Raw genomic sequence first — 22,531 nt, 5'->3', positions numbered from 1 at the left:
CAGTAATTTATTTGGCCACCCTATGCTACAATGTCGTAAGAATATTTTTTAGCACTCAAGTGGCCAAGTGTTTATGCGTACGGGTGGCCAAGTTGATGCGTATCTACAATGCACTCTATAAATTATTTACGACCCTTACGAGTCTGGCTCAAAGCACTGCCTGCAAGTGATTTGCAAGTTTTGCTTGACGATTTACTTTTAAGCACCTTTGATGCTTTAGAAGCGATACTCTTTGAGGTTTGTTTCTTGTTTGCCATGACATATCCTTTCATAAAAAATCAGCTTTTTTCGTTTAATGTCTGAATTGGAAGCTCTTAACCGTTAGCGACATTTAATAGTGATGTAAAAGTTCATCAAACATACCAAGCCTATATAAAAGCATCATTATTAATGTCACCACTCCCGCTATCAACCAAATGAGATAACCTTTCATGACTATATATCCGATTGTCATCACTATTGGTACAGCGATCATACTAGATGCAAAGTTTAATAGTTTTTTTTGTTCTCTATAAGTATCTGCAAATTTTTCATGAAATAAATACAATAAAACTCCTAAAGAAAATAGTATAAATAAAAACATAAAGACTTCTTCATATGCATTACTTAAAGAGTTAAATAATAAGTTAGTATCAATCACTTTTCATCCTTTTGGTTTACAAAATTAAAAATTATAGTTAAATTGTAAACTTAATAAGCTTTAATAAAGCTGAAATAGTTTACAATAATGATAATAAAAGATTAAATTGTAAACTCAAGGAGAGAAAATGATAGCAGAACGGTTAGTACGTGCCCGTAAAACTTCCGGCTTGTCTCTTCGAGCTCTTGCAGATAGTGTTGGAGTAAGTCAAACTGCAATCAATAAGTATGAAAAAGGATTTTTAACTCCAGATTCTACTATGCTGATGAAACTAGCAAAAGCACTAAATGTGAAAGCTGGCTATTTTTTACGTCCAAACCCCTTAAAACTAGAGAAACCAGAGTATCGTAAAAAAAGCTCACTTTCTCAAAAGAAGTTAGCTATGATAGAGGGGAAAATTCTTAACAAGATTGAGCAACGCTTAGAGCTTGAGTCTCTTTTTCCTCAACCACCTGTACCAAAATTTGTGCTACCTAAAGATTTGCCAGATAGTATTGAAAGTTTTGATGAGATCGAAAATATAGCTAAAATTGTCCGTCATACGTGGAATTTAGGACTCAACCCAATTCCTGAACTTGTTGATGTACTAGAAAGTGTTGGGATAAGAGTATTTGAAATTGAAGAGAGTGCTGATAGTAAATTTGATGGTCTTGCTGCAACGGTAAACGGTTATCATATTATCGTAATATCAAAAGCTTGGTCAGGTGATCGTCAGCGTTTTACTATGGCACATGAATTAGGGCATCTCATTTTAGAAGGTCGTTTATCTCAAGATATGGATGAAGAGCGAGCAAGTGATCGATTTGCAGGATCATTTTTATTACCAGATAGTGCACTCTATGCAGAACTTGGAGAGCATCGAACACGATTGGAATTGCGTGAATTGATACTTCTCAAACAGGAGTTTGGCATCTCTATGGCAGGGATACTTTATCGTGCTAAAGATTTAAGAGTGATTAAACCGCATTATCATAAAAGTTTAGTCATAGAATTTTCAAAGCGAGGATGGCGCAAAAATGAACCAGAGCAGTATGCAGCGGAAAATCCACACCATTTTGAGCAGTTGATTTTTCATGCTTTAGCTGAAGGCTATATAAGTGAGTCAAAAGCTGCTGAATTTATGGATATGCCACAGATGGCATTTTATCGTATGCGAATGTTAGAAGGTAATAATGCAGCTTCTTATTAGCGATGCAAATATTTTTATAGACCTTAATGTTTGTGGAATATTGGAACAAATGTTTGAACTCCCTTTTGAGTTTGCAGTACCCGATATTTTATATATGGAAGAGCTGGAAGAACATCATGGTGACCTACCAAGATACGGATTGCAGATAAAAAAATTAAATTCTCAGAGTATCGAATATGTTAGTAGTTTGCAAACACAATACAATGGTCCGAGCGATAACGATTTTTTTGCTTTTGTTTTGGCAAAGCAGGAAGAATGTCCATTAATCACAGGAGATGCACAGCTTCGAAAAGTTGCAGTGGCTGAAGGTGTTGAATTAAAGGGTACCATCTGGATTATTGAGCAGTTTGTCAAACAAAGGTTGATGAGTCCAGATGATGCACTAGATGTTTTTGAACTTATGAAGTCTAAAGGGCGGAGACTCCCTTGGGATCTGGCAAAAAAGAGCATCGAACAACTAAAGTTTTAGAAGAATTTCTTCTAAAATATAAGAAAATCTTAATATTCTCCTTACATTAAGTAAAGTTTAAAAAAATATTTATTAGGATATTAAAGTTCGTTAGTGAGTACTGTGGTATCTATACGAATGAGTAGAGATATTAATTATGGAAAATGTAAAGTCGGGTAGACGAGAATGCTACACTTGTAGCAATTTAACACAGTATGCGGATAAACCAAAATCTGCTTCGTGCATAAAAAATGGGCACAACGATTCATATATGGTAAATAACTTCAAAGCTAAATTGGTATAGCTTTTGACTGCAATGTAATGCTTGGTGTATGCTAAGCTCTTCGGGTTCACAGTAGTGCTTCCCAATGGATTTAATGAAAAATAATAATGTAAGTATAAATGGAAAATATCTCTAAATATTTAAAAATAAGGAGATTTTTTATGAAAGAAAATCCTAAACAGCCCAGTCAAACTGAGCCATTCATGTCTATAGATTCAGTAGGTATTTTACCTAAAATAGATGAGAAAATCAAAAATAAAATTCATCTATTAGAGAAAAAAAAGCGAATAGAATCTATATTGGCAGTTCATAATGACATTTTGGAAGATTATGAGCTAGTTGAGTTGCAAAAGCAACTTTCATTTATTGATAAATCCTTGACAAAGAAAAGTTTCGAGGATGAATTTAGAAAGTTTATCTATACTTTGGATGATTTTAAAAATGCAAAAGAGTTTTTTTGGTTAGTTGATCAGGTTATACCAAGTAACTCCATTGGTGTATTTTATGGAGCATCTGGTAGTGGTAAAACAACTTTAGTTCTGCATTTTATTGGTATGATTTTGCAGCAATACCCTCAGATTTATATCTTGTACATTGATGGGGATATGGGAGCACAAAATATTGAGAATGCTGGTGCAACAGCATTGATAGAACTATTTGGTGATCATTTTATATATGCAGGTAAAAATATTGATGGTGATTTTTCACAGATAGCACAAAGGTTTATTGAGAAGGTAGTGCATAAACAACAAGAGCACACAGATAGGTATTATCTGCTTATTGAAGATTCTTTAAATCTTATTGCTAAAAAGAGAAATGGTTTTGTAGATGTCGAACAGTTGTACAAGCTTGAAAAAAAGCTTCGTAATGCCGGTGGTGGTGTCGTTGTAATACATCATACCAATAAACAAGGTTTGTTTGCTGATTCTCAGCAGATTGAGAACTATGCAGATTACATGTATAAGGTAGAGAGGAATGATTTTAACAATACATTGTTGCTAAAACCAGTAAAAGCCAGTAGGTATGATATTGAAGAGAAAGCTTATTTGATTGAAGATAGAAAAGTTGTTCAAGAAGTTCCATACAGTGAGGCAAACATCTCTAGTATTGAAGCACAGTTTATTAGTGAAGTACAAGCTATTTTAGGTGATTTAGGAGAGATAAATCAGAGCGAGCTGATTAAAGAGTTGCAGATGACACTAAACACTCTCAAACTTGGTACCAAAAGAGCTATAAAATGGCTTGAAAAATGGGCAAGTGAGTCAAAATGGTGCAGAGAGAAGCGACTTGAACAAAAAAATGCAGTTGTTTATTTTTTGCAAGATAAATCCTTGCAAAACAGCGAAACTGATAAACTGCCAAACGGTGATCTTCACATACTAATACAAAATGATAAGGGGGAATTATGTTAGAAGAAAGGATATTAAAGCTACCAGAAGTAGTAAAAATAGTGAATCTTAAAAAGTCTACTATTTACAAAAGAATGAGAGAGAATAAATTTCCACATTCTGTCCATTTAACAGAAGGCGGACGATCTGTTGGATGGAAATTAAGTGATATCCAAAAGTACCTTGACAACTTAACATATTAAGTAAGTGAACTATTTTTGAGCTTATTTAAATAGTCACTCCACCATTTCATCAAAATTGTCCGTTCTTCAATGTAGGTAGCTTTGTTATAGATAGCTTTAACACTGCTACCAACACTATGTGCTAACTGAAATTCAATAGCATCAGAGGAAATTTTATGATTGTGTATATTTTCATGTAAAATTGTAGAAGCGGTATGTCTGAAGCCATGAGCTGTATATTCATAACCCAATCGAGATAATGCTTGGTTTAAGGTGTTTTCGCTTAAAATTTTCATATTTGATATTCTTGAGGGAAAAACATATTTACTTGTATTATAGGAAATTTGTTTCATAGAATTTATAATCTCAATGACTGTATCTGTAAGAGGTATGTCAAGTGCTCGTTTTGTTTTCATTTCCTCCTTAGGAATACTCCAAATTTGTTGTTTAAAATCGATTTGCTCCCACTTCATTAATCGTATGTTGATTGGTCGCACAAATAAATAAGGTAGTACCATAAGTGCCATTTTTGTATTGTAGTCACCAAAATAATTATCAATGGAAATGAGTATTTCTCGTAGTATTTTAGGATCCGTAGTGTGAGCAAAATTTTTGGAATTCACAGAAGCAAAAGATTCTTTTTTATCAAGAGAATGCATTATATTTATTTTGGCTACTCCGTTATTACAGGCATGTCTGTAGATTCTTGATACTAGGTCAAATGTTCTTTTTGCAGTTTCATTTTTGCCTTGATTGTCAATAATTTGAAGTACTTTTAACATCTCATGTGGCTGAATACTATTAATATCTCTATTCTCAAAATATGGAAAAATATATCGTTCAATTTTTCGTTGGTTACTTTTAACATATTTTGGTGATTGACTTTTTTGTTTAGCAAAAAAGTTGTCTGCAATTTTTTTAAAATTATGTTCTAGGGATGAGCTGTGTTTAAGGGAAGGATTTTCTCCTGCATCTACTTTTTTTTGAGCAATAGCTCTTTTCTCTCTGGCTTCTTTTAGAGAAACTTCAGGATAACTACCTAATGATATGGATGATCTTTTGTGAAGTTTATAATGAAATTGCCATTTTTTCTTACCATTTGGAAAAACAACCAGTACTAAGTTGCCACCATCATATAGTTTATATTGTTTCGTTTTTGCTTTTGCATTTTTTATTTCAGTATCAGTTAGTGGTTTCGTAATCTTTGGCATAATAGATTCCTTATAACAGTATTTTTGTTTTTGAAAAAAATGTACTGTTAATTGTACCGTAAAAAATGATAGATTTTGCAAAACCAGAATGGAATACAATGGAGTATAAAAGTGCTCTTAAGTAGCTATTATAGGTGTTAAGTAGACTTTTTTGGAACTTGCTGGAATTGTAAGTGGTGGACCCTCAGGGATTCGAACCCTGGGAGGTGTTACCCTCGCCGGTTTTCAAGACTTGCAATGTATGTTTCCTTAAAGTTCTTTTTAATTCAAAAACCCCTAAATATAGGGGTTTAATTTCTTTTTAATTCCTTACATAGTACTATTGTTTGGCAATAACTCGGGAACCAAGTCGGGAACCAACTCGGGAACCAAAAAAATTAGGATAACATCATGGCACACGGTAACTCATTTAAAAAAAAGTTTCTTAACAAAGTAGAAACAGGTTTATTTGCTAACGAAGATTACACTCAATTTCGCTATAGATTTACAATGGATGGAAAAGAGTACAGTAAAACATTTAGTATTAAAGCTAGTTTTGGTTTAAGAGATAGAAAAAGATTGGCTCGTAGAGAAGCTGAAGAGTATCGTGATGATTTGAAAGAGTCTTTGTTTAATCCATTTAATAAAAATACAAAAGTAGATAAAATTGCTGAGATGTATTTTGATAAAAAGTGTGACGATTCATCTTGGACTAGAGATCGTAAAAGTATGTATAAAAATTATATACAACCCGTTATTGGTAAAAAAGCAGTTGGTAAGGTTATAGAGCATAACATACTTACAATAGTTGATAATATGAGAAACAGTGGAAAAACTAAGCAAAATGAAGTGGGTAATTCTCATCGCAATATTGTAAAATGTTTACGACAAGTTTTAAAGCCTATTTTAGAGTATGCTATGGTAAATGGTGCTATTGATAGACTTCCTCCTATAGAGATACCAAAAAAAGAGACAAAAACTAAAAAGTTTGTAACTAAGCCTATCGATAAGCTGAAACTACTACATCATACTATTATAGAACTTTATAAAGATGAACCTTTTTATCGTGCATTGTTTTTGTTTGCTCTTTTTGGAAGACGGTGGAATGAGATTCGTACACTAGAGTGGCAACATATAAACTTTAAAGAAAATTCATATGTCATTGTCGCCGAACACAATAAAATCGGAATTGACCAGTATTATGACATTCCTTTAGTTCTTCGTGAGGCTTTATTAGAGTTTAGAGATACTGAACACTCTTTAGTTTTTGCTTCCCCTGCAACAGGCAAAGAGCTGTCTTCTCCAAGATGGCAGCTAGAAAAGATAAAAAAAGTAACAGGTATAGAAGAACTTACAATGCACTACTTCAGACATATACTTGTTTCTGCTCTTGGTAGTGCAGGTGTTCCAGCACAAGTGCTATCTGCTTCTTTAGGACATCAGCATAGTGGAACTGTAACATCTTACTACCAGACAGTCGACCATTTAAGCCATAGTCAGAGTGCAAATGAAGGAGTTTTGGAGCTTACAAAGGGGGAGTAATTTACTATTTTTAGTTTTTTAAGTTTTTAAGATACTCCACAAGTATATGTATCTCTGTTTTAGGGTTTTCAGTTCCTCTTTTCATAGCTTCACTATATGCTCGTCTAGCATTGGAGATAGCTATATCTAATTGTCCTTTGACTAAATCCGTTAGCATAGAAGCATTACCTTTTTCATAATTAGATATATACTGTTTTAATTCACTATCTATTAACTCTTGACATGGGCTATCCCCACTTATACCAAAAGGCTTCGTAGTATATATAAAATGTAAAAGTATCCAGTACTCAAAACATGGAACTGAAAGTATGATATGCAATTTGGTGTCTTTGTTTTTGAAACTCTCCACTTGGTCTAATGCTTTTTGAAAATCATGATGGGTATCTCTATCTATAACACAATAAACATGGTTATAGGGATCAATTTTATTTTTACTTATTAAAGACTTTGCATATTTAACTACGCTTGTAGGGGAAGAGTCACTCTTTGGGTCTATCTCTATATTTGCTTGGTTGAGTCCAAAATAATCACATACAGCCGATAAATAAAGAGGTTCAGTCTTTTCTCCCTCTGTGACTATAAGAACTTTATCGTATGATTCTCTTAACTCTATTCTACGCTTAGAACTTTTGAGTGCTGATTGTTTTTTTCTTTTAAATAAATCATCAGTACCCATTATACCTCTCCCATCTCTAAAGTGATGTTTTTAAAGTAAGGTAAAGCTCCATATCTTCCTGAAAGATAGGCTTTTTCTAAGTCTGTTACACCTTTTCTAACTTTAAACTCTACAAGTGAGTATAGCTCAGTTGCTTTGTTCTTCTTTTCACAAAACCAAATCTGGTCTCTTCTAAATACATCTTGACTTAAAATAGAGGTCTCATGAGTAGTAAAGATAAGTTGCGCATTAGACTTGTTTGTTACGTTGCTATGAAATAAATCTACTAAAAACTTTACCATTAGCGGATGAAAATTATCGTGCAGTTCATCTATAAGTAGAACATGCCCATTTTCTAAAGAGTTTAACCACGGACCAATAAATGCAAATAGCTTTTGAGTACCATCTGATTCCTCCTCTAGTTTCAAAGGAACCCTTTTTCCAGAGTTATCTTTGTGCATCATAGTTACCATAGAAGTATCTACATCACTATATGCTTCATCAATCTCAATAAGTAATGCGGCAAGTCCTTTCCCTAATCCTTCACTATCTTTTGATTTTGTTATATTTTCATCTATAATAATATCATCTATATCCATATCAGCTGTTTGTAAAAATTGTAAAATACTATTTTTATATTTATCTTGCTTACATAGTTCTATAGTAGATTTTGGAGTCCATCCACCTACACCTGTAATTTTAAGTGTTTTATCAAACCAATCATAAACTGGTTTTAGCTGTTCTGAGTTTAGATAAATCGCTGTTGAAAGGAATAGGGCGTTATCTCTTGTTGATTCTTGCCATAACTGTTTTTGACCAGTAAACTTTTCACCAAATTGCCAATCATAAGATGGAGTGTCAGTTTGTGTATTTAAAACTCTAGCAAACCAGTTTTGAGGTCTCCCTTTAGGATATGCAATTAACCACTCTTCAATAATTCTCTCTTGTGTAGCACTAAAACCATATTGATACCTAACATTATTGGTAATAAAACTCACTTCAAATTCAGTCGGTTCATTTTTTGTTTCAACATCAAATAAAAAAGGTTTAACTGGAAGCAAGTGTCCTCTTTGATATGTTGACATAGAGTTAATCACTACCTCTTGCATAGCTTTAAGAGCTTTTATGAAGTTTGATTTACCTGCTGCATTTGCACCATAAATAGCAGCTGTTTTTAAGAGATTTATTTTTGTAGCAGAATCTGACTTGAAAGTGTGAGTATCAATATGTTCTTTTTGTTTAGTACTTAACATACTCAAATCTTGCTCATCCTTGATTGAACGATAATTTTTTACTTTAAAATCAATTAGCATAAATACTCTCCGAAACTATTTTAATAATGTATTTTGACATAATATTGCAAATATTTATCTTTAATTTGGTTTTATAACCATCTTATTTGTTCAACTCTTCATAAATCTCTTCAAACTCACTTTTAACATACTCTAAATTTTCAAGTATATCCTCTATCAACACCTTAGGTTCTGGTAGGTCTGCACTATCTTCTACGCTATCATCTTTTAACCAAAATATATCTAAGTTTGTATTGTCTCTTTTTATAATTTCATCATAAGTGAACTTTTTAAACCTATCTGTTTCAACTCTTTTGTGTCTGTTATCAGGGTTGTAGCACTTTATAAAATCTTCTAAGTCTTTTTTCTTCATAGGGCTTCGTTTTAGTGTGAAGTGTTGGTTTGTTCTTAGGTCGTATATCCATGTCTCTTTTGTACTTACTTCTTCGCTAGCACCTTTTCTATCAAAGAAAATAACATTGGCTTTTACGCCTTGAGCATAAAATAGCCCTGTTGGAAGTCTTAGGATTGTATGTAGATCTGTATTTTCTAAGAGTTTCTTCCTTATAGTTTCTCCAGCTCCATTTTCAAACAGAACATTATCAGGAACCACTATAGCTGCTCTACCATTGATTTCTAGTAGTGAGTTGATGTGCTGCACAAAATTTAACTGTTTGTTGCTTGTCGTAGCCCAGAAATCATCTCTTTGATAGCTTACTGAGTCTTTATCTTCTTTACCATCTTCATTTATAATTTTAATAGCACTTTTGCTTCCAAATGGAGGATTTGAGAGCACCATAGAGTAATGTTTAGTTGGAGTTCCCAGTAGAGAATCGTTTACCTCTATAGGGCTTTCTTCTCCACCGATGTTGTGAAGATACATATTCATAACACATAGTCTAGCAGTGTTGGAAACTAGCTCACAGCCTCCTAATGCTTCTTCTTTCACTCTTTTTTCTTCTTCTTTATTTAGTCTATAATTTTTATGTATGTAGCTATATGCCGAGAGTAAAAATCCACCAGTTCCACATGCCGGATCAAAGATAGTATCGTTTGGTGTTGGCTTCATTATCTCTACCATAGCATCAATAATGACTCTTGGTGTAAAGTACTGACCAGCTCCACTTTTAGTATCTTGTGCATTTTTCTCTAGTAGCCCCTCATATATGTCACCCTTTACATCAACACTCATACTTAACCAACTCTGTTTACCACCATCGTGTATGAGATTTATAAGTCTTTTGAGGAGTGCAGGATTTTGTATCTTATTTTGAGATTTTCTAAAGATAAGTCCTATGAGTCCAGTTGTTTTAGAGAGTGCTTCTAGCAGATTTCTGTAGTGTATCTCTAAATCAACACCATCAAGAGAGAGTAAGCTTTCCCAGTTCCACTCTTGTGGTATATCTGAATTTAGCTCAAATGGTGGCAGGGTTCGTTCATAATCCATCTTTAAAAATACTAGATAAGTAAGCTGTTCTACATAGTCACCATAGCTTATTCCATCATCTCTTAGTACTGTGGCGAAGTTCCATAGTTTTTGTACCATTGCATTAGTTTGGTTCATTTTTTTCCTTTAGAGGCTATTGTAATAATCTTTGATTTTAAGAGCCATCAATTTTTGTCTATCTGCTAGAAAAACTTCAAACTCTGGTATCTCACCATCTATCATATACTGAGGGATGCAGTTCATTCTATAATTCTCTTCAAGCTCACTTATATCATCAATACCACCATAAATCAACTCTCCGCCATTACATTGTTTTGTAACAATAGGGAAGTAAATTTTTGGATCTGTATCTTTTATTTTAATATTAATTTCACTTTGAGTTATAGCATAGTTGGCGATTTGGTTATATTTATTTCGCTTGTAGCCCTTATCTTGCAAGAACTTTTTAGGATAGATATGATGAATATCTCCTCTATGTAAAATCATATCTTGAATGCTAATAGCTTTAGATAGAAATCCTTTATCGTGATTAGCACACTGGGCAGCTTGATATATTCTATAAAACGGGCTTGATGCTACAGGAGTGTTTAATTTAAGAGGTAAAGCAACATCCCAAAAAGTATCTCCTAGCATAGTTTTTTCTAAACTATCAAAGTATGCTATAAAGCCTTGTTCCTTTATTCTCTTAATATCAAAATCAAAAGTCCCTTCAGGATTACCTGCAAATCTCTCTGTTAATATGTTAAACACATACGATTTCTTTACATAACTCTCAATTACATCTGCTTTTACACCAGACTCTTTTAGTAGGATATATACGATATAGGCATAATTAACTACATTTACAGAACCTACTAATGTTTTACTTGCTAGACCAGCTGAGCGAAGTATCATCATAAAGCGTTTAAAATTAGTTTCTGATACTACATTCATAACACCTTTCCACAGCATTTCAAAAGAGTTTTCAGCAATACTTTCTTCATATTTTCTTGTTTCAAAATTTCTACCAGATAGTAAGGCAACAAGATCTCTCAATCTCCCTCTACCAAATTGACTAACAAAAGCAACACGAAGTACATCGGTATAATCAGGGTCATACAAGTCTTCCCTTTCATTTTTTAACCATGTAATTTTTTTGAGTTCTTCTATCTTTTTAAAATCAGTATCTTGGCTAGTTATAGATTCATAATCCTCTGGTAGCACAGAAAGATGGCAAAAATAATCAATAAGCTTTCTTAACTCATGACCTCTATACTCTTCATTTGCAGATATTTTCGACATTACAAAATCGGCTTGGCTAAGTGTTTTTCCCTCTTTGTTTATACGAATGAATATTTCTGTAACTTCTTCAATATCGAGTGAACTATCTAATTCGATTAGACCAATTTGATTATTGACAATATTTCTTAATTTTTGCAGTCTATTAAATATAGTTGCTTGATCTGCATCTTCATTTATCGCTATGTAGTCATTAACAATATCAAAAAGATTTGTAGAGTTATCTATAAGTAATGAAATATCGTTAAACCAAGTACTATCTTTTTCTATAGCAGGAGTAAAGGTTTCAAATCTCTCTTTCATAGGATGAAAAGCTATTTGTATCCGTATCTTTTTATAGTGAGCATTTACTACTTTTTGACCTAAGATAGATGCCATTAATGCAGTTATTCGTTGTTGTCCATCTATAAGTATTTTTTTACCTGCTGAAGATTCACCATTTTTCAGTCTTATATCATGGTTCTTCCAAGCGATAATATAGCCTACAGGATACCCCTTATAAAGAGAATCAATGAGCTTTCTTACTTGCTTAGTGTCCCATACAAATGGTCTTTGTATCTCTGGAATAGCTATCTCTCCTGCTTGCACCCAAGAAAGCAGTATTTGAATAGGGTATTGATTTACGGCATATAGTGTTTGGCTCATTATTTTTTCTTCCTCTTGCTCATCTGTTTTTTATACTCTTCTTTTGCCTTGGCTATTTTTTTAAGTAACTCTTCTGCACTCTCATCATTTGGGTCTTGCTCTACTAGTTTACCCTCAAAGGCTTGTTTTAGTATGCTTTGTCTTAGTCGTTTTGATTCGGTTATGCTTTTTTGGACTACTGCTTCTAGTTTGTCGATAATTAAGAAGTGTTTTTCTATTTCTTTTACTAATTCTTTTTGTTCCCTTAGTGAAGGTATAGGAAAGATTAGGTTTGATAACTTTTCAGCATTTACATTTGGTTGCCCAATACCACTTTCATTTTCTCTAATTTGATTCCAATAAACAGGAGACTGAAAAAACTTATATATATATTCAGCATCCATATTTTGAGATGGGATTAGTCGAATCAAATATGATGCAAAGACTGAACTGACTGGTATATTTTTAATTAAAAAACTTTTACCTACTGTTGCACCAGTTCTAGCAAAGACAATATCATTATTTTCTAATGTATATTTTTTAGCTTCATTATCATTAATAATACAACTTGGCACAGTATTCCAATTTACTTTATTATTTTGAATATCTGTTATTCTTAATAGCTTAGGACCAACTATATCATAGCTTGAAGATGCTGTATATCCGTAGTGAATTTTTAAAGTTGACTCTTGTATTAACTTCCATTCCCATGCCTTAGGTATTTCAAATGGTTTATCGATATTTTCTATATTTTTTAGTCCATTGTAAAACTTATCAACTTCTTTTTTAACTTTATCTTTTATCCACTTTTCTGTTTTATCTTTAAACTTCTCTCTTACTTCTTGCTCAACATACTCAACTCGTTCAGCTTTTATCTTTTCAAGTAGCTCATCTGCACTTTCTAAATCTACTTGCTTCTCTCTCCACTCACGAGTAAGTTCACCCTCAAAAGCACTTTTAAGGACACTTTGTCTGTATCTTTTGAGTTGTTTTTTAAGATGAGCTAGGTGTTGGTCACTTTTATCAAGATTGGAGAACAATTTTTCTATTTTTGTAACTATTCTTTTTTGTTCGTTTAGTGGAGCTAATTTTATAGGCAACAAAGAAACAATATTAGCATTTAGATTTGCTTGAGTAGTACCTTTTGTATATGATGATAATTTAGATTTAAAATCTAAAAGATAATAATACATATAATCAATATAAAAATCTTTTGTAAAGACCATATTAATCATAGCTTGGCTTGTTGCAACTCTTTTTTTATTTATAATTGGTATCCCATAGCTAGCATACATTGAATAAATTAAAGAATCTTTTGGAATTATCCAAGCAGCAGAATTTCTGATTCCATTTGCATTAATTTTAATTTTAGTTTTATATAAATATTTTGAACCATTAGAAATATCATCTATTTTTACAAAAGGAATAAATCCATCATAATAATCTTTGTTTTTTGTAGATGGTGTACCACCTGACTTTGCATATAAAATACAATTTTTTAGTTCTGTTTCTATCCACCCCTTAGGCAATTTATTACTCACTAAGCCACCAACCTTACATTAAGTTCTTCTAGTACTTCTTTATACTTATCTCCAAAACTACTATACAGATTCATAAGTAGTTCAGGTTCACTTTTTAAGTCCTCTATCTCTACAGATGAGTTGTTTATAATCTTATCTTTTATCTTCTCTAGTAGTTCTTCTTGTTCGATACTTAAGCCTTTTTCTTTTTTAAATTCTTCAAAATTTTCATTCACTTTTTCATCAAATGTTCTTAGTATTTCACTCTGTTTGAGAGTAAATCGTATCACTTGGATGATGTTTGTTAGGAGCGCATCAGGTTTCGCTTTTTTTACCTTTGAGCTCTCTAGCTGTTCGTAAGCATGCCATAGCTTTGGGAGTGTAAACAAGTATGGAGGTTTTTGTAATTTTTCACTCAGCTCTTTTATCATTTCATAAGTTAAGTGGCGTTTAGAGTAGCTTTGGTTGTAGATAATAGATAAAGCATCTATCTCATCTTTATGCTCCTCTATGTACTCTTTAAAACTGCTTACTAACCCCATAGCTCTCTCTTTGGCTTCTTCGCTATATCCAGACTCTAGCACTTCATCTACACTTATATCATCTATCATTAACTCGTTATCTGTTTTTATAGTCTCCAAAAGTTCTCTAAACTCTGGATCATCAAAAGGTTCACAAGCTATCTCTATAAGTTCCTCTTTTGCTTCCTTCTCATCTATATTTTTTTCTATGGCTAATGAAGTGATTTTATCGGGGTCAAGTGAGTCGAAAATATCATTGACTATCTTAGATAAGCTTTTGCCAGCTTTCTCTTTTATGGCTTTATGGTTATCATTTGTTAGGACTTGCTCAAGTTTGGCTAGTCTTCCTGCTAAAGTAGTGAGTGTATCATCATCTCTTTTACCTAAGGCTACAGATTTTAAAATGTTTTTAAAACTTACTGTTCTTTGCCTCTCTAATGGTCGTGAGTCTGTTTTTGTACTCTCTGTAACACCAACTGCATCCACAATGATAAAGTGTGTCTTGTGGTTATTGTCAGGTGTTACATTTTTAAGGTCAGTGCTTGGTATAGTCCTTGTACCCCTCCCTTTCATCTGCTCAAAATGGTTGCGACTTTTTACATCTCTTAAAAAGAGTAAACACTCTAGTGGCTTCACATCTGTACCTGTACTAATCATCTCAACAGTTACGGCTATTCTAGGGTTGTAAGAGGTTCTAAATGAGGCAAGTATCTCATCAGGGTTCTCTTTTGTTCGATATGTTATCTTTTTGCAAAAGTCATTACCCTTACCAAATACATTTTTTATAATCTCTACTATCTCTTCAGCATGGTTATCATCTTTGGCAAATACTAAAGTTTTTGGCACTTCACTACGAGCTGGGAATATCTCAGTATAAAGTTTCTCCTTGAAAGTCTTTATTATCGTTCGTATCTGGTCTTTTGAAACTACAGAACGGTCTAATTCATTTGCTCCGTAGCTTTTCTCTTCATCGAGTTGTTCCCATCTACTTTTTCTAGTTTGTTTGTTTCTATACTCTATCTGAAAGTCACTATCGGCTTCTATTACACTGCCTTCATTGGTTATCTTTGTTTTTATTCTATACACTTCAAAAGGTACATTAACACCATCTGCTACAGCTCTATCATAAGAGTACTCCATAACAAGGTTGCTGTCAAAAAAGCCAAAGGTAGGTTTAGCAGGTGTTGCAGTAAGTCCTATGAGAGAAGCATCAAAGTACTCTAGTACTTGTCGCCATACTCCATAGATAGACCTATGACACTCATCAACAACTATAAAATCAAAATACTCTGGTGGTATGAGAGGATTATACTCTATCTCATCTTTTGGAGCTAAAGAGCTTGATAACTCCTCTTCTTCTAAGGATTCATCAAATTCCTCTTTGCCTCTGAGCATAGAGTAGAGTCTTTGTATGGTTGTTATCACTACATTGTTTGTGCTATCTATAGTATTTGATTTTAGGTGTTGTACATTGTAAAGCTCTGTAAACTTACGACCATCATCAGGAGTGTTAAATGCTTGGAACTCTTTAAAGGTCTGTTTGCCTAAGTTGCCACGATCTACTAGAAATAGTATTCGTTTTGCTTTAGCATGCCTGATGAGTCTGTATGAAAAGTTGATAGCAGTAAAAGTTTTACCGCTTCCTGTTGCCATCTGAATTAAAGCACGAGGACGATTTTCGCTAAAAGATTTTTCTAAGTTTGTAATAGCTTCTACTTGAGCATCTCTAAGTCCATCTGTTATAAGCTCTGGAAGCTTTCTCATACGGTTTCGTAGTGTATCGTCTTCTTTCATCCACTCTTGTAATGTTTCTGGTCGATGAAATGAAAATATTTTACGACTTCTTGTATTGATGTCTAATCTATCTCTAAAGAGTGTTTCAACACCTGTACTTTCATAAGCAAATCTAAGAGGGGTAATGTGAGGTATATCTTCGGGGAAGTTCTCTAAGTATCGTTCTGATTGTTCAGTTACACTACTAAGAGTATGTCCTTCAGGTTTAGCTTCAAGAACACCGACTGCTTTTCTTTTAATAAAAAGCATATAATCAGCAGGACCTTTAAGAGTAGGAAACTCACGAACAGCGATACCAAGACCAAGAGAAGGACTTAAGTTAATCTTCTTATAATCTTGTATAACCCAACCACTTGCTTCAAGCAATTTATCAATGTTTACTCTAGCTTCCTCTTCTGGTGTCATGCCCTTTCCTGTACCTTAATTATGGCATTTTATCTAAAATATCCGATATATTTGCTTATTATACTCAAAGAGTATTTGTATCCTTTCTAGGTCTCCCTACATTATTTTTCTTTTTAGGCATTGCGCCACGGACAAATGCTTTAGCTCTTTTACTGTTTCGTATTGATTCTATATCTTGCTTACTATCATCTTTGCATAAGTAGGAGATAACATACTGATCAAGTATCTTTCTCTTTTCGATATCATCATGTTTAAGTATGCCAACACCTTTGTGTTTATACTTATTTCTATGGCAGTTGTGATATGCTCCTTTCTCCTGTGTTATCTCTTCCCAATGCTCACCAATCTGATCTGCCTTATAGGCACTCTTTTTTATCTTCTGACCATCAAAGAAAAAAACTGCGTGAATGTGCATACCTTTATCTTCTGTATACTCTTTTTTTAGCATGTAACCAACCTTGTCTCCATATACACTTGGTTTAGAACGCATATTGTTGAACATATGCTGAATGTCCTTGTTAGTTTCTTCTAAAGTCATCTTATTGCTATATGGTTTTTTATAAGATAGATCAAGCCTCACTACATTTAGCTTCGAATATACTTTATTCAATTCATCTAGATACTTCTTTGTGCTTTGTGTACGCTTATTAACTCTCACTTTATTACTCATTGATAATTCCTTAATTGTTAGATTCTGTATATCTATGTATACATTCTCATATAATATAAATTATAAAATTTATTTATTATATGTTAAGCTACAGTATCTATCTATCCAGTTATTAATTTATGATTTAAGTACAATACTTTAATGTAATACTACTTACTTCTCTCTATATTAACCTCTTTAACATATACTTTCTTTACAAGTATATTATAATTTATTATTATAATAATATTAATAACCTAAATAAGCTTGTAATCAAAATCAAGGACTAATTCTGTATACAAAAATTCGATAGACTGAAGTTTCCTTATCTTATGATTTATACTTTATGTACAGAGTTAGGAAAAAAGAAAAAAGAGTGTTGCCTAAAACTACACAAGTAGCTTTAGGTGAAAATATGCTCTTCCTCCTTACAGCTCATCAAGCCAATAGTAACTCCTACACACAAACCAACAAGCAAGAGATTCCTTCGTTTATATCTTTTTCTTGGCACTATCATCTTAAGCCGCCTGCTGTTCTATAGGCTTGTACCAAAGCTTCGAAGCACCATCCCATCGAAAACCACACGCTTTAATACTATCTTTTTTGGCAAAAATATCATCACCCACAACTATAAGATTTTGACCTTGTTCCACTATACTTAAACCTAAGTTATAGAGTGAAGCATAATCTTGTGGAGTATGGTTACTTTGCATTTGCTGGGTTTGCGATTGTTGTGTTGTTTGTTGATACTGCTGTGGTTGCGTGAGCTGTTGTGTTTGTGTTTGCGTGTAATGCTGTGACTGATTATGGTTTTGCCTACTCTTATCGTATAAAGAGTTGCCAAATTGATTTCCAAAGCTTCTTAGTGTCCGTTTAATAGCATCTGTTACTGCTTCTTTAGCTCCTCCTTCATGTGCATCTGCTAGAGTTTTTGCAATACCAGTACCGAAACCTACATCTTCACGAGAGATACTTTTTGTATGCTGTAGGTCATAGATTTTAATACTTACGACTGCTTCATAACAAATGATATGGTTTTGGTTAGCATTTTGCTCTTGTGAGACCTGCTGTAATTTTGTGATTTTATAGCTCCAGTTCCCATATCCAAATATCTTATTGGCTGTCTCTATAATATCAAACCCCTCTAAGTATGAGAGGGTGATATTGCCTTTTTGGCGACTCTTAATTCTACTGCTGTCTAGCTCATAGGCTAAAACTTGGTTCTGCTTATCGTTAAACATAATTGCTTCTCCTTATGCTGCTTGCGACTCTACGAGTCGTAGCAGTTCACTTGCTTGATTATTGACGCGACCTTTGCGTGGATTGATTTTTAGTTTTGCAGGGGTACTTTGTGTAACAGTCTGTATCTCCACAAATCTATCTATCTCATTCATCGTCTCCAATGTCTTCATCGCCTCTGCTACTGCTTTTTCATCTACAGTAACTGTCACTTTTGCATAACCCAACTGTAAGAGTGCATCTGCATCTTTAATGATGAGAGTATCTTTTGTGCTTGTTTTTTGCGGAGTAATGGTTAGTGATGATATAGCTGTGCCATCGAGTCTATCTATGCCATACTCTTGCAAGACTGAGGCTGTTACCTCTTGAGCGATGAGTTTTGCATCGGTGAGTCTCTTTTTTAACTGTTGTAGCTCTTTGATGTCTGCTGTAACATAATCTATCTTGTTTTGGAGTTCTTGGAATGATAGACCTATGTAGTCTGCTTTAGCATAGTAGGGTTTATCACTCTCAAGCACCTCTTTGATATAGTTCTCAAACCAAGCTTTTTGACTTTGTGGTGTAAGATTTTCTATCTCTGTTTGTAATCTGTAGTTTGTTGTTTTCAAGATCTGCTCCTTATGCGGCTTGTGCTATTGTTGGCTCTTTGATAAAAGCGATGCGTTCTGCTATATCCCATAGACCTTGATTAACCTCGACATCTTTAGTGATTGAGGTAATCTCTTTACTCGTAAAGCGTCTGCCACTCTCTTTGTTTACTCCTGAGATATTGCCACGAAGTAGATTCTCCTGAATTACATTCATAACCGTATAGAGGTCATCTTTTGTATCTTCATCTCTATGGGGAACAAGTAGGTCTTGGTAATCAATTTGCAAATGAGGCTCAAAGCGTAGAGCGATACTGCTTTTTGCAAAAGAGGCTTTTTCAGGTTCAGATAGCTTAATTGCCTCTAAGGTGTGTACCTTTTGCATCAGTTTGGGTTTGATAGCTGTGATGTTTGCTACTGCGTGAGCTACATCATTCTCTCTATCGCCTAAGTGTTTGATTTTATAACTCTCAAAGACACTATCTGCAATAACAAGTCCGTTACTACAGACAAATCTGTAAATTCCTGCTGCAATAACAAAGCTTTTGCTTCTATCATGAGAGTTAAAAAGAAGTAACTCTACTACATTTTCTTGTGGATGAAGCAAATCATCGAAGTGACGAAAGCGTACCAAGTGTTGTTGGTACCCCTCTTTATCAGCATCTCTGACAGATGCTACATCTACACTGACTGGATACCAGCTTTTTGCTCGTATCTCTTCAATAACATCAATAGTTGGGATGAAGTGATATTTATCACTTACATCGAAGTGTGGTTCCTCTGTAAAGAGTGCTGGGGCTTGGGCTTGCAGTTGTTCGTTTGTTAATGGAAATTGTGACATGGTTGTCTCCTTATATATTTTGATTAGATATTGAAAGTCTTATGACTAAAACTAGTTCTCTTCTAACTCTAATGTCTCTTTAAGTACAGTACCTACAGCAATAACAACTGTAATAATTTTAGAAGCACTCCACATCTTATGCTCCATATAATGAAGGATAATCTATATTGTTGGCTACTATTGTAGTTGCTAGCGTGAAAAAGACTGTATTTGGTGGTGTGTCAAGTAACATAGCACTCCTTTTTAAAATGGACTTTGAGATGTCTCAGATATATCATATATGTTTATAAAAATTTGGAAATTAATTTTTTGCTATACTTGCAGGAGTTATGAGGATATCAAGTGGCACAAAAAACAGATAAGATGACAACCAGAATTATTGGGATTTTAACTCTGCTTAATAAAGGAGAGTTGCTTGATATTGATGAAGTGGCTGCAAATTTTGGGGTTACTAAAAGAACAATACAAAAAGACCTAAATGAGAGAATTGCCCAGTTTTTACCTGTAAAGAAAGAAGCTGGAAAATATTGCTTAGATTCCTCTATAACAGGAGAATTAGACTACAAAGATATTAAACGGTTTGCAATATTAAGTGGTCTTAGAAAATTATATCCAAGTTTGGAAGCAGACTTTTTAGCAGATTTGCTAAATCCCAACATTCATCAAGCATACTATATCGAAGAGGGAAGCTTTGAAAATATTACTAACAAAGCAGATTATTTTGAATTAATAGGTATTGCAATTACTCTTCATCATACTCTCTGGTTTCTCTATAACAACAAAAAACGAAATGTAAATCCCTATAAATTGGCTAATATTAATGACATATGGTATCTCGTTGGAGAAGAAGATGGAAAGCTAAAGACATATACCTTTACAAAGATAACAGATCTAAAGAAAACAGAAAAAGTGTTTATGCCAAAACGAGAGTTTTTAGAAACTCTTGATTCCAAAAAGAGCAAATGGTTTACACAAGAGCCCTTGCGTGTTACTCTAAAAGTTAGCAGTAAAGTAGCTGAGTATTTTATACGAAGAGATCTACTGCCAAATCAAGTAATTCTAAAAAGAATGCCTACGAAAGAACTAATCCTGCAAACGAGCATCTCTTATGATGAAGAGATATTGAGTATAGTGAGATACTGGATCCCTCATATAGAAATTATAGAGCCTCAATATCTTCAAGATAAGCTTCATGAACAAATCTCATCATATCTTAATAACAGTATCTAAAAACGAACAAACCTTTCGCATAGCTATCTTATAATTTCACCATAACACAACCAAAAGGAGTAGGTTATGGTCAAATTAGTAGTTGGTGGAGTTACAATGGCAGCAGTTGCATATGCGATTAAAGAGTTTTGCGAAAATGAGTGTTGGGTAGATAGAAAACATTGTAGTAGTGTTGATAGCGAGGACAAGGAAACATCTGGTACAAATAAAGAACGGCTAAAAGCATTTTATGCTCTTAAAAAGAAAATCTATAAAAAGAGCTTGAAGAAATATCAACTTTTGATAGAACAGTATCAGCCTGAGGATTACTACAAGCCAAAAATGAACAAAATACCGAAAGAGGATTTAGACAACTCTTTACCTGCAAGTTATATCAATCTCTATATAGAAAAAATTGAATATGCTTTAGAGAGACTCTATAAACAGTTAAAAAAGTCTCTACAAGAAGAATCTAAAGATTTTGCTAAGAAAAGTGAGAATATTCAAACAATTTATAAGCAAATGAAGGCGATAGACAAACTTGTAAACCTTCGATTGCTTACAAAAAATGGTACCATTAATAAGCAAGAGATACTACAAACAGTTTCTAAAGCTCATGATTACATTATAAATGATTATGATGCTATCTTTTCAGATATTACACTAAATGCAGATAGATAGTAAAAGGAGATGTATGTCACAAACAGAGACCTTACAATTGCTTGGAGATATTGTAGCAGCTAATAGTTTGATAAAGAAGCTTGTTCAAGGTTTAAATTATAATGAGTTTGTATCGCAAACAAAAAAAGTTGAAGATTTTAAAGAAGCTTTTTTAGCTATGAGTATTGCCATCAAAACATTGCCTGAAAATCTAAAAAAAGCAAATCCTGACATCATATGGGATGAAATTGCTCAAATCGATAAGCAAACAGACATTTGCTACTTATGGAGAAGCTTAGACTTTTTTTTGTATGAATTGGTTCAAAGAGTTGAGAAGTTGATTGCTCAGAAAGAACAAAATACTGAGTTATTTGAGTGCTTAGAAAGTTTAATAATTAACATGCAAGAGATAGACTTTATGCTTCAAGAGTCCTATAGTAGTCCTAATGCAAAGTTAGAAGCAGAAACAAAATTGGAGGTGCTGATGTTAAATGTAGCACAAAGCATCAAAAAGCTACCACATGAGTTTAAAGAGAAGTGTATTGATGTTGCATGGGAAGGGATCGAAGGGTTTGATAAACAAAAAAGCACTAGCCTATTTTTGTGGGAAAGTGCAAGATATTTTGTAAATCATGTCGGCATAAAGCTTAAAAGGTTTCAAGTTAAAAATAATCATTTAGGTGTTATGTACTAGCAAAAAATCATTGTTGAAGCAGTGTGCAGAGATCCACTTGTAGGATTTGGGATATTTTTAAAAGTTGCTCAAGATTAAAATGTTTTGAGTTGTAGCAAATTTCAGCTCCAGACACTACAGACACAGATTTATAGCCCATAGCTAATGATAGCTCCAGTTGAGAATAACCTTTCTCTTTTCTCAATTGAGCTACATTTTTGCCTATAGTCTGATATAGCTGTTGAGGAGTTATGTTTTGCATTATGATACAACCT

At 33.5% G+C, this 22,531-nt stretch carries 22 protein-coding genes and 1 tRNA gene; 9 read left to right on the top strand and 14 right to left on the bottom strand.

All coding sequences use genetic code 11. From position 1 onward, the window contains the following. The first annotated feature begins 108 nt into the window (after positions 1-108). A complete protein-coding gene (locus tag LCX93_RS11575; protein ID WP_226066418.1) occupies positions 109-303 on the top strand; it encodes a hypothetical protein in 195 nt (64 codons plus the stop codon). Between the two features lie 28 nt (positions 304-331). Here the strand turns inward: LCX93_RS11575 and LCX93_RS11570 are convergent, their stop codons facing one another. Next, positions 332-640, bottom strand: coding sequence for a hypothetical protein (locus LCX93_RS11570; RefSeq protein WP_226066417.1), 309 nt, complete (start codon positions 638-640; stop codon positions 332-334). Positions 641-767: 127 nt separating this feature from the next. Here LCX93_RS11570 and LCX93_RS11565 point away from each other — a divergent pair, with 127 nt between their 5' ends. From LCX93_RS11565 to LCX93_RS11550, 4 genes are all read left to right on the top strand, one after another. Then, complete coding sequence (locus tag LCX93_RS11565) at positions 768-1,829, top strand: helix-turn-helix domain-containing protein (RefSeq protein ID WP_226066416.1); 1,062 nt, start codon at positions 768-770, stop codon at positions 1,827-1,829. Further along, on the top strand, positions 1,813-2,298 hold the full coding sequence (locus LCX93_RS11560) for a PIN domain-containing protein (RefSeq protein ID WP_226066415.1): 486 nt from the start codon (positions 1,813-1,815) through the stop codon (positions 2,296-2,298). Before LCX93_RS11565 ends, LCX93_RS11560 begins: the two co-directional genes overlap by 17 nt. 423 nt (positions 2,299-2,721) lie before the next feature. Then, on the top strand, positions 2,722-3,972 hold the full coding sequence (locus LCX93_RS11555; protein ID WP_226066414.1) for an AAA family ATPase: 1,251 nt from the start codon (positions 2,722-2,724) through the stop codon (positions 3,970-3,972). Beyond that, a complete protein-coding gene (locus LCX93_RS11550) occupies positions 3,966-4,151 on the top strand; it encodes a helix-turn-helix transcriptional regulator (RefSeq protein WP_226066413.1) in 186 nt (61 codons plus the stop codon). Before LCX93_RS11555 ends, LCX93_RS11550 begins: the two co-directional genes overlap by 7 nt. Here the strand turns inward: LCX93_RS11550 and LCX93_RS11545 are convergent. Both LCX93_RS11545 and LCX93_RS11540 read right to left on the bottom strand, forming a co-directional pair. Then, positions 4,148-5,341 (bottom strand): tyrosine-type recombinase/integrase, encoded by a 1,194-nt coding sequence (locus tag LCX93_RS11545; protein ID WP_226066412.1) that lies wholly within the window; start codon positions 5,339-5,341, stop codon positions 4,148-4,150. The two genes, LCX93_RS11550 and LCX93_RS11545, sit on opposite strands and share 4 nt — an antisense overlap. 174 nt (positions 5,342-5,515) lie before the next feature. Then, positions 5,516-5,617, bottom strand: a tRNA-OTHER gene (locus LCX93_RS11540). 114 nt (positions 5,618-5,731) lie between these two features. Here LCX93_RS11540 and LCX93_RS11535 point away from each other — a divergent pair. Then, positions 5,732-6,862, top strand: coding sequence for a tyrosine-type recombinase/integrase (locus LCX93_RS11535; RefSeq protein ID WP_226066411.1), 1,131 nt, complete (start codon positions 5,732-5,734; stop codon positions 6,860-6,862). A gap of 10 nt (positions 6,863-6,872) precedes the next feature. Here LCX93_RS11535 and LCX93_RS11530 read toward each other — a convergent pair whose 3' ends face one another. The 10 genes from LCX93_RS11530 to LCX93_RS11485 form a co-directional block, all read right to left on the bottom strand. Further along, on the bottom strand, positions 6,873-7,538 hold the full coding sequence (locus LCX93_RS11530) for an RloB family protein (protein ID WP_226066410.1): 666 nt from the start codon (positions 7,536-7,538) through the stop codon (positions 6,873-6,875). After that, positions 7,538-8,830 (bottom strand): AAA family ATPase, encoded by a 1,293-nt coding sequence (locus LCX93_RS11525; protein WP_226066409.1) that lies wholly within the window; start codon positions 8,828-8,830, stop codon positions 7,538-7,540. The genes LCX93_RS11530 and LCX93_RS11525 overlap by 1 nt, the downstream gene beginning before the upstream one ends. An 82-nt stretch (positions 8,831-8,912) precedes the next feature. After that, the gene (locus tag LCX93_RS11520; RefSeq protein ID WP_226066408.1) at positions 8,913-10,373 is read right to left on the bottom strand and encodes a type I restriction-modification system subunit M; all 1,461 of its coding nucleotides are present in this window, start codon (positions 10,371-10,373) and stop codon (positions 8,913-8,915) included. Between the two features lie 9 nt (positions 10,374-10,382). Further along, positions 10,383-12,179: a GmrSD restriction endonuclease domain-containing protein gene (locus LCX93_RS11515; protein WP_226066407.1), complete on the bottom strand. Its 1,797-nt coding sequence runs from the start codon at positions 12,177-12,179 to the stop codon at positions 10,383-10,385. Beyond that, complete coding sequence (locus LCX93_RS11510; RefSeq protein WP_226066406.1) at positions 12,179-13,699, bottom strand: restriction endonuclease subunit S; 1,521 nt, start codon at positions 13,697-13,699, stop codon at positions 12,179-12,181. Before LCX93_RS11510 ends, LCX93_RS11515 begins: the two co-directional genes overlap by 1 nt. Next, a complete protein-coding gene (locus LCX93_RS11505; RefSeq protein ID WP_226066405.1) occupies positions 13,699-16,398 on the bottom strand; it encodes a type I restriction endonuclease subunit R in 2,700 nt (899 codons plus the stop codon). The genes LCX93_RS11510 and LCX93_RS11505 overlap by 1 nt, the downstream gene beginning before the upstream one ends. Before the next feature lie 64 nt (positions 16,399-16,462). After that, positions 16,463-17,068, bottom strand: a complete 606-nt coding sequence (locus LCX93_RS11500) for a YagK/YfjJ domain-containing protein (protein WP_226066404.1) — start codon at positions 17,066-17,068, stop codon at positions 16,463-16,465. 497 nt (positions 17,069-17,565) lie between these two features. Continuing rightward, complete coding sequence (locus LCX93_RS11495) at positions 17,566-18,288, bottom strand: Rad52/Rad22 family DNA repair protein (RefSeq protein ID WP_226066403.1); 723 nt, start codon at positions 18,286-18,288, stop codon at positions 17,566-17,568. 12 nt (positions 18,289-18,300) lie between these two features. Next, entirely contained in the window at positions 18,301-18,894 is a 594-nt protein-coding gene (locus LCX93_RS11490) for a hypothetical protein (protein WP_226066402.1), read from the bottom strand. A gap of 10 nt (positions 18,895-18,904) precedes the next feature. After that, positions 18,905-19,714, bottom strand: a complete 810-nt coding sequence (locus tag LCX93_RS11485; RefSeq protein ID WP_226066401.1) for a DUF932 domain-containing protein — start codon at positions 19,712-19,714, stop codon at positions 18,905-18,907. Between the two features lie 342 nt (positions 19,715-20,056). Here LCX93_RS11485 and LCX93_RS11480 point away from each other — a divergent pair, with 342 nt between their 5' ends. The 3 genes from LCX93_RS11480 to LCX93_RS11470 all read left to right on the top strand — a co-directional run bounded on the left by LCX93_RS11480 (position 20,057) and on the right by LCX93_RS11470 (position 22,277). Then, positions 20,057-20,944: a helix-turn-helix transcriptional regulator gene (locus LCX93_RS11480; RefSeq protein WP_226066400.1), complete on the top strand. Its 888-nt coding sequence runs from the start codon at positions 20,057-20,059 to the stop codon at positions 20,942-20,944. A gap of 66 nt (positions 20,945-21,010) precedes the next feature. After that, positions 21,011-21,604 carry a hypothetical protein gene (locus LCX93_RS11475; RefSeq protein ID WP_226066399.1) on the top strand — a complete coding sequence of 198 codons (594 nt, stop codon included), beginning with the start codon at positions 21,011-21,013 and terminating at the stop codon, positions 21,602-21,604. A gap of 13 nt (positions 21,605-21,617) precedes the next feature. Then, positions 21,618-22,277, top strand: coding sequence for a ribonuclease HepT family protein (locus tag LCX93_RS11470; RefSeq protein ID WP_226066398.1), 660 nt, complete (start codon positions 21,618-21,620; stop codon positions 22,275-22,277). Positions 22,278-22,284: 7 nt separating this feature from the next. Here LCX93_RS11470 and LCX93_RS11465 read toward each other — a convergent pair whose 3' ends face one another. Next, the gene (locus LCX93_RS11465; protein WP_226066397.1) at positions 22,285-22,518 is read right to left on the bottom strand and encodes a helix-turn-helix domain-containing protein; all 234 of its coding nucleotides are present in this window, start codon (positions 22,516-22,518) and stop codon (positions 22,285-22,287) included. Positions 22,519-22,531 lie beyond the last annotated feature (13 nt).

Origin of the sequence: Sulfurimonas sp. SWIR-19, from assembly GCF_020410885.1 — a bacterium.
GTDB classification, from domain to species: domain Bacteria; phylum Campylobacterota; class Campylobacteria; order Campylobacterales; family Sulfurimonadaceae; genus Sulfurimonas; species Sulfurimonas sediminis.
The sequence above is the reverse complement of the archived record's forward strand: the minus strand, read 5'-3'. Positions and strand labels throughout refer to the sequence as shown.

Coding starts and splice junctions, on each gene's coding strand:
- LCX93_RS11565 (WP_226066416.1), top strand. CDS start 768: ATGATAGCAGAACGGTTAGTACGTGCCCGTAAAACTTCCGGCTTGTCT.
- LCX93_RS11495 (WP_226066403.1), bottom strand. CDS start 18,288: ATGTTTAACGATAAGCAGAACCAAGTTTTAGCCTATGAGCTAGACAGC.
- LCX93_RS11545 (WP_226066412.1), bottom strand. CDS start 5,341: ATGCCAAAGATTACGAAACCACTAACTGATACTGAAATAAAAAATGCA.
- LCX93_RS11520 (WP_226066408.1), bottom strand. CDS start 10,373: ATGAACCAAACTAATGCAATGGTACAAAAACTATGGAACTTCGCCACA.
- LCX93_RS11505 (WP_226066405.1), bottom strand. CDS start 16,398: ATGACACCAGAAGAGGAAGCTAGAGTAAACATTGATAAATTGCTTGAA.
- LCX93_RS11575 (WP_226066418.1), top strand. CDS start 109: ATGCACTCTATAAATTATTTACGACCCTTACGAGTCTGGCTCAAAGCA.
- LCX93_RS11530 (WP_226066410.1), bottom strand. CDS start 7,538: ATGGGTACTGATGATTTATTTAAAAGAAAAAAACAATCAGCACTCAAA.
- LCX93_RS11465 (WP_226066397.1), bottom strand. CDS start 22,518: ATGCAAAACATAACTCCTCAACAGCTATATCAGACTATAGGCAAAAAT.
- LCX93_RS11550 (WP_226066413.1), top strand. CDS start 3,966: ATGTTAGAAGAAAGGATATTAAAGCTACCAGAAGTAGTAAAAATAGTG.
- LCX93_RS11525 (WP_226066409.1), bottom strand. CDS start 8,830: ATGCTAATTGATTTTAAAGTAAAAAATTATCGTTCAATCAAGGATGAG.
- LCX93_RS11485 (WP_226066401.1), bottom strand. CDS start 19,714: ATGTCACAATTTCCATTAACAAACGAACAACTGCAAGCCCAAGCCCCA.
- LCX93_RS11500 (WP_226066404.1), bottom strand. CDS start 17,068: ATGAGTAATAAAGTGAGAGTTAATAAGCGTACACAAAGCACAAAGAAG.
- LCX93_RS11535 (WP_226066411.1), top strand. CDS start 5,732: ATGGCACACGGTAACTCATTTAAAAAAAAGTTTCTTAACAAAGTAGAA.
- LCX93_RS11560 (WP_226066415.1), top strand. CDS start 1,813: ATGCAGCTTCTTATTAGCGATGCAAATATTTTTATAGACCTTAATGTT.
- LCX93_RS11515 (WP_226066407.1), bottom strand. CDS start 12,179: ATGAGCCAAACACTATATGCCGTAAATCAATACCCTATTCAAATACTG.
- LCX93_RS11475 (WP_226066399.1), top strand. CDS start 21,011: ATGGTCAAATTAGTAGTTGGTGGAGTTACAATGGCAGCAGTTGCATAT.
- LCX93_RS11555 (WP_226066414.1), top strand. CDS start 2,722: ATGAAAGAAAATCCTAAACAGCCCAGTCAAACTGAGCCATTCATGTCT.
- LCX93_RS11470 (WP_226066398.1), top strand. CDS start 21,618: ATGTCACAAACAGAGACCTTACAATTGCTTGGAGATATTGTAGCAGCT.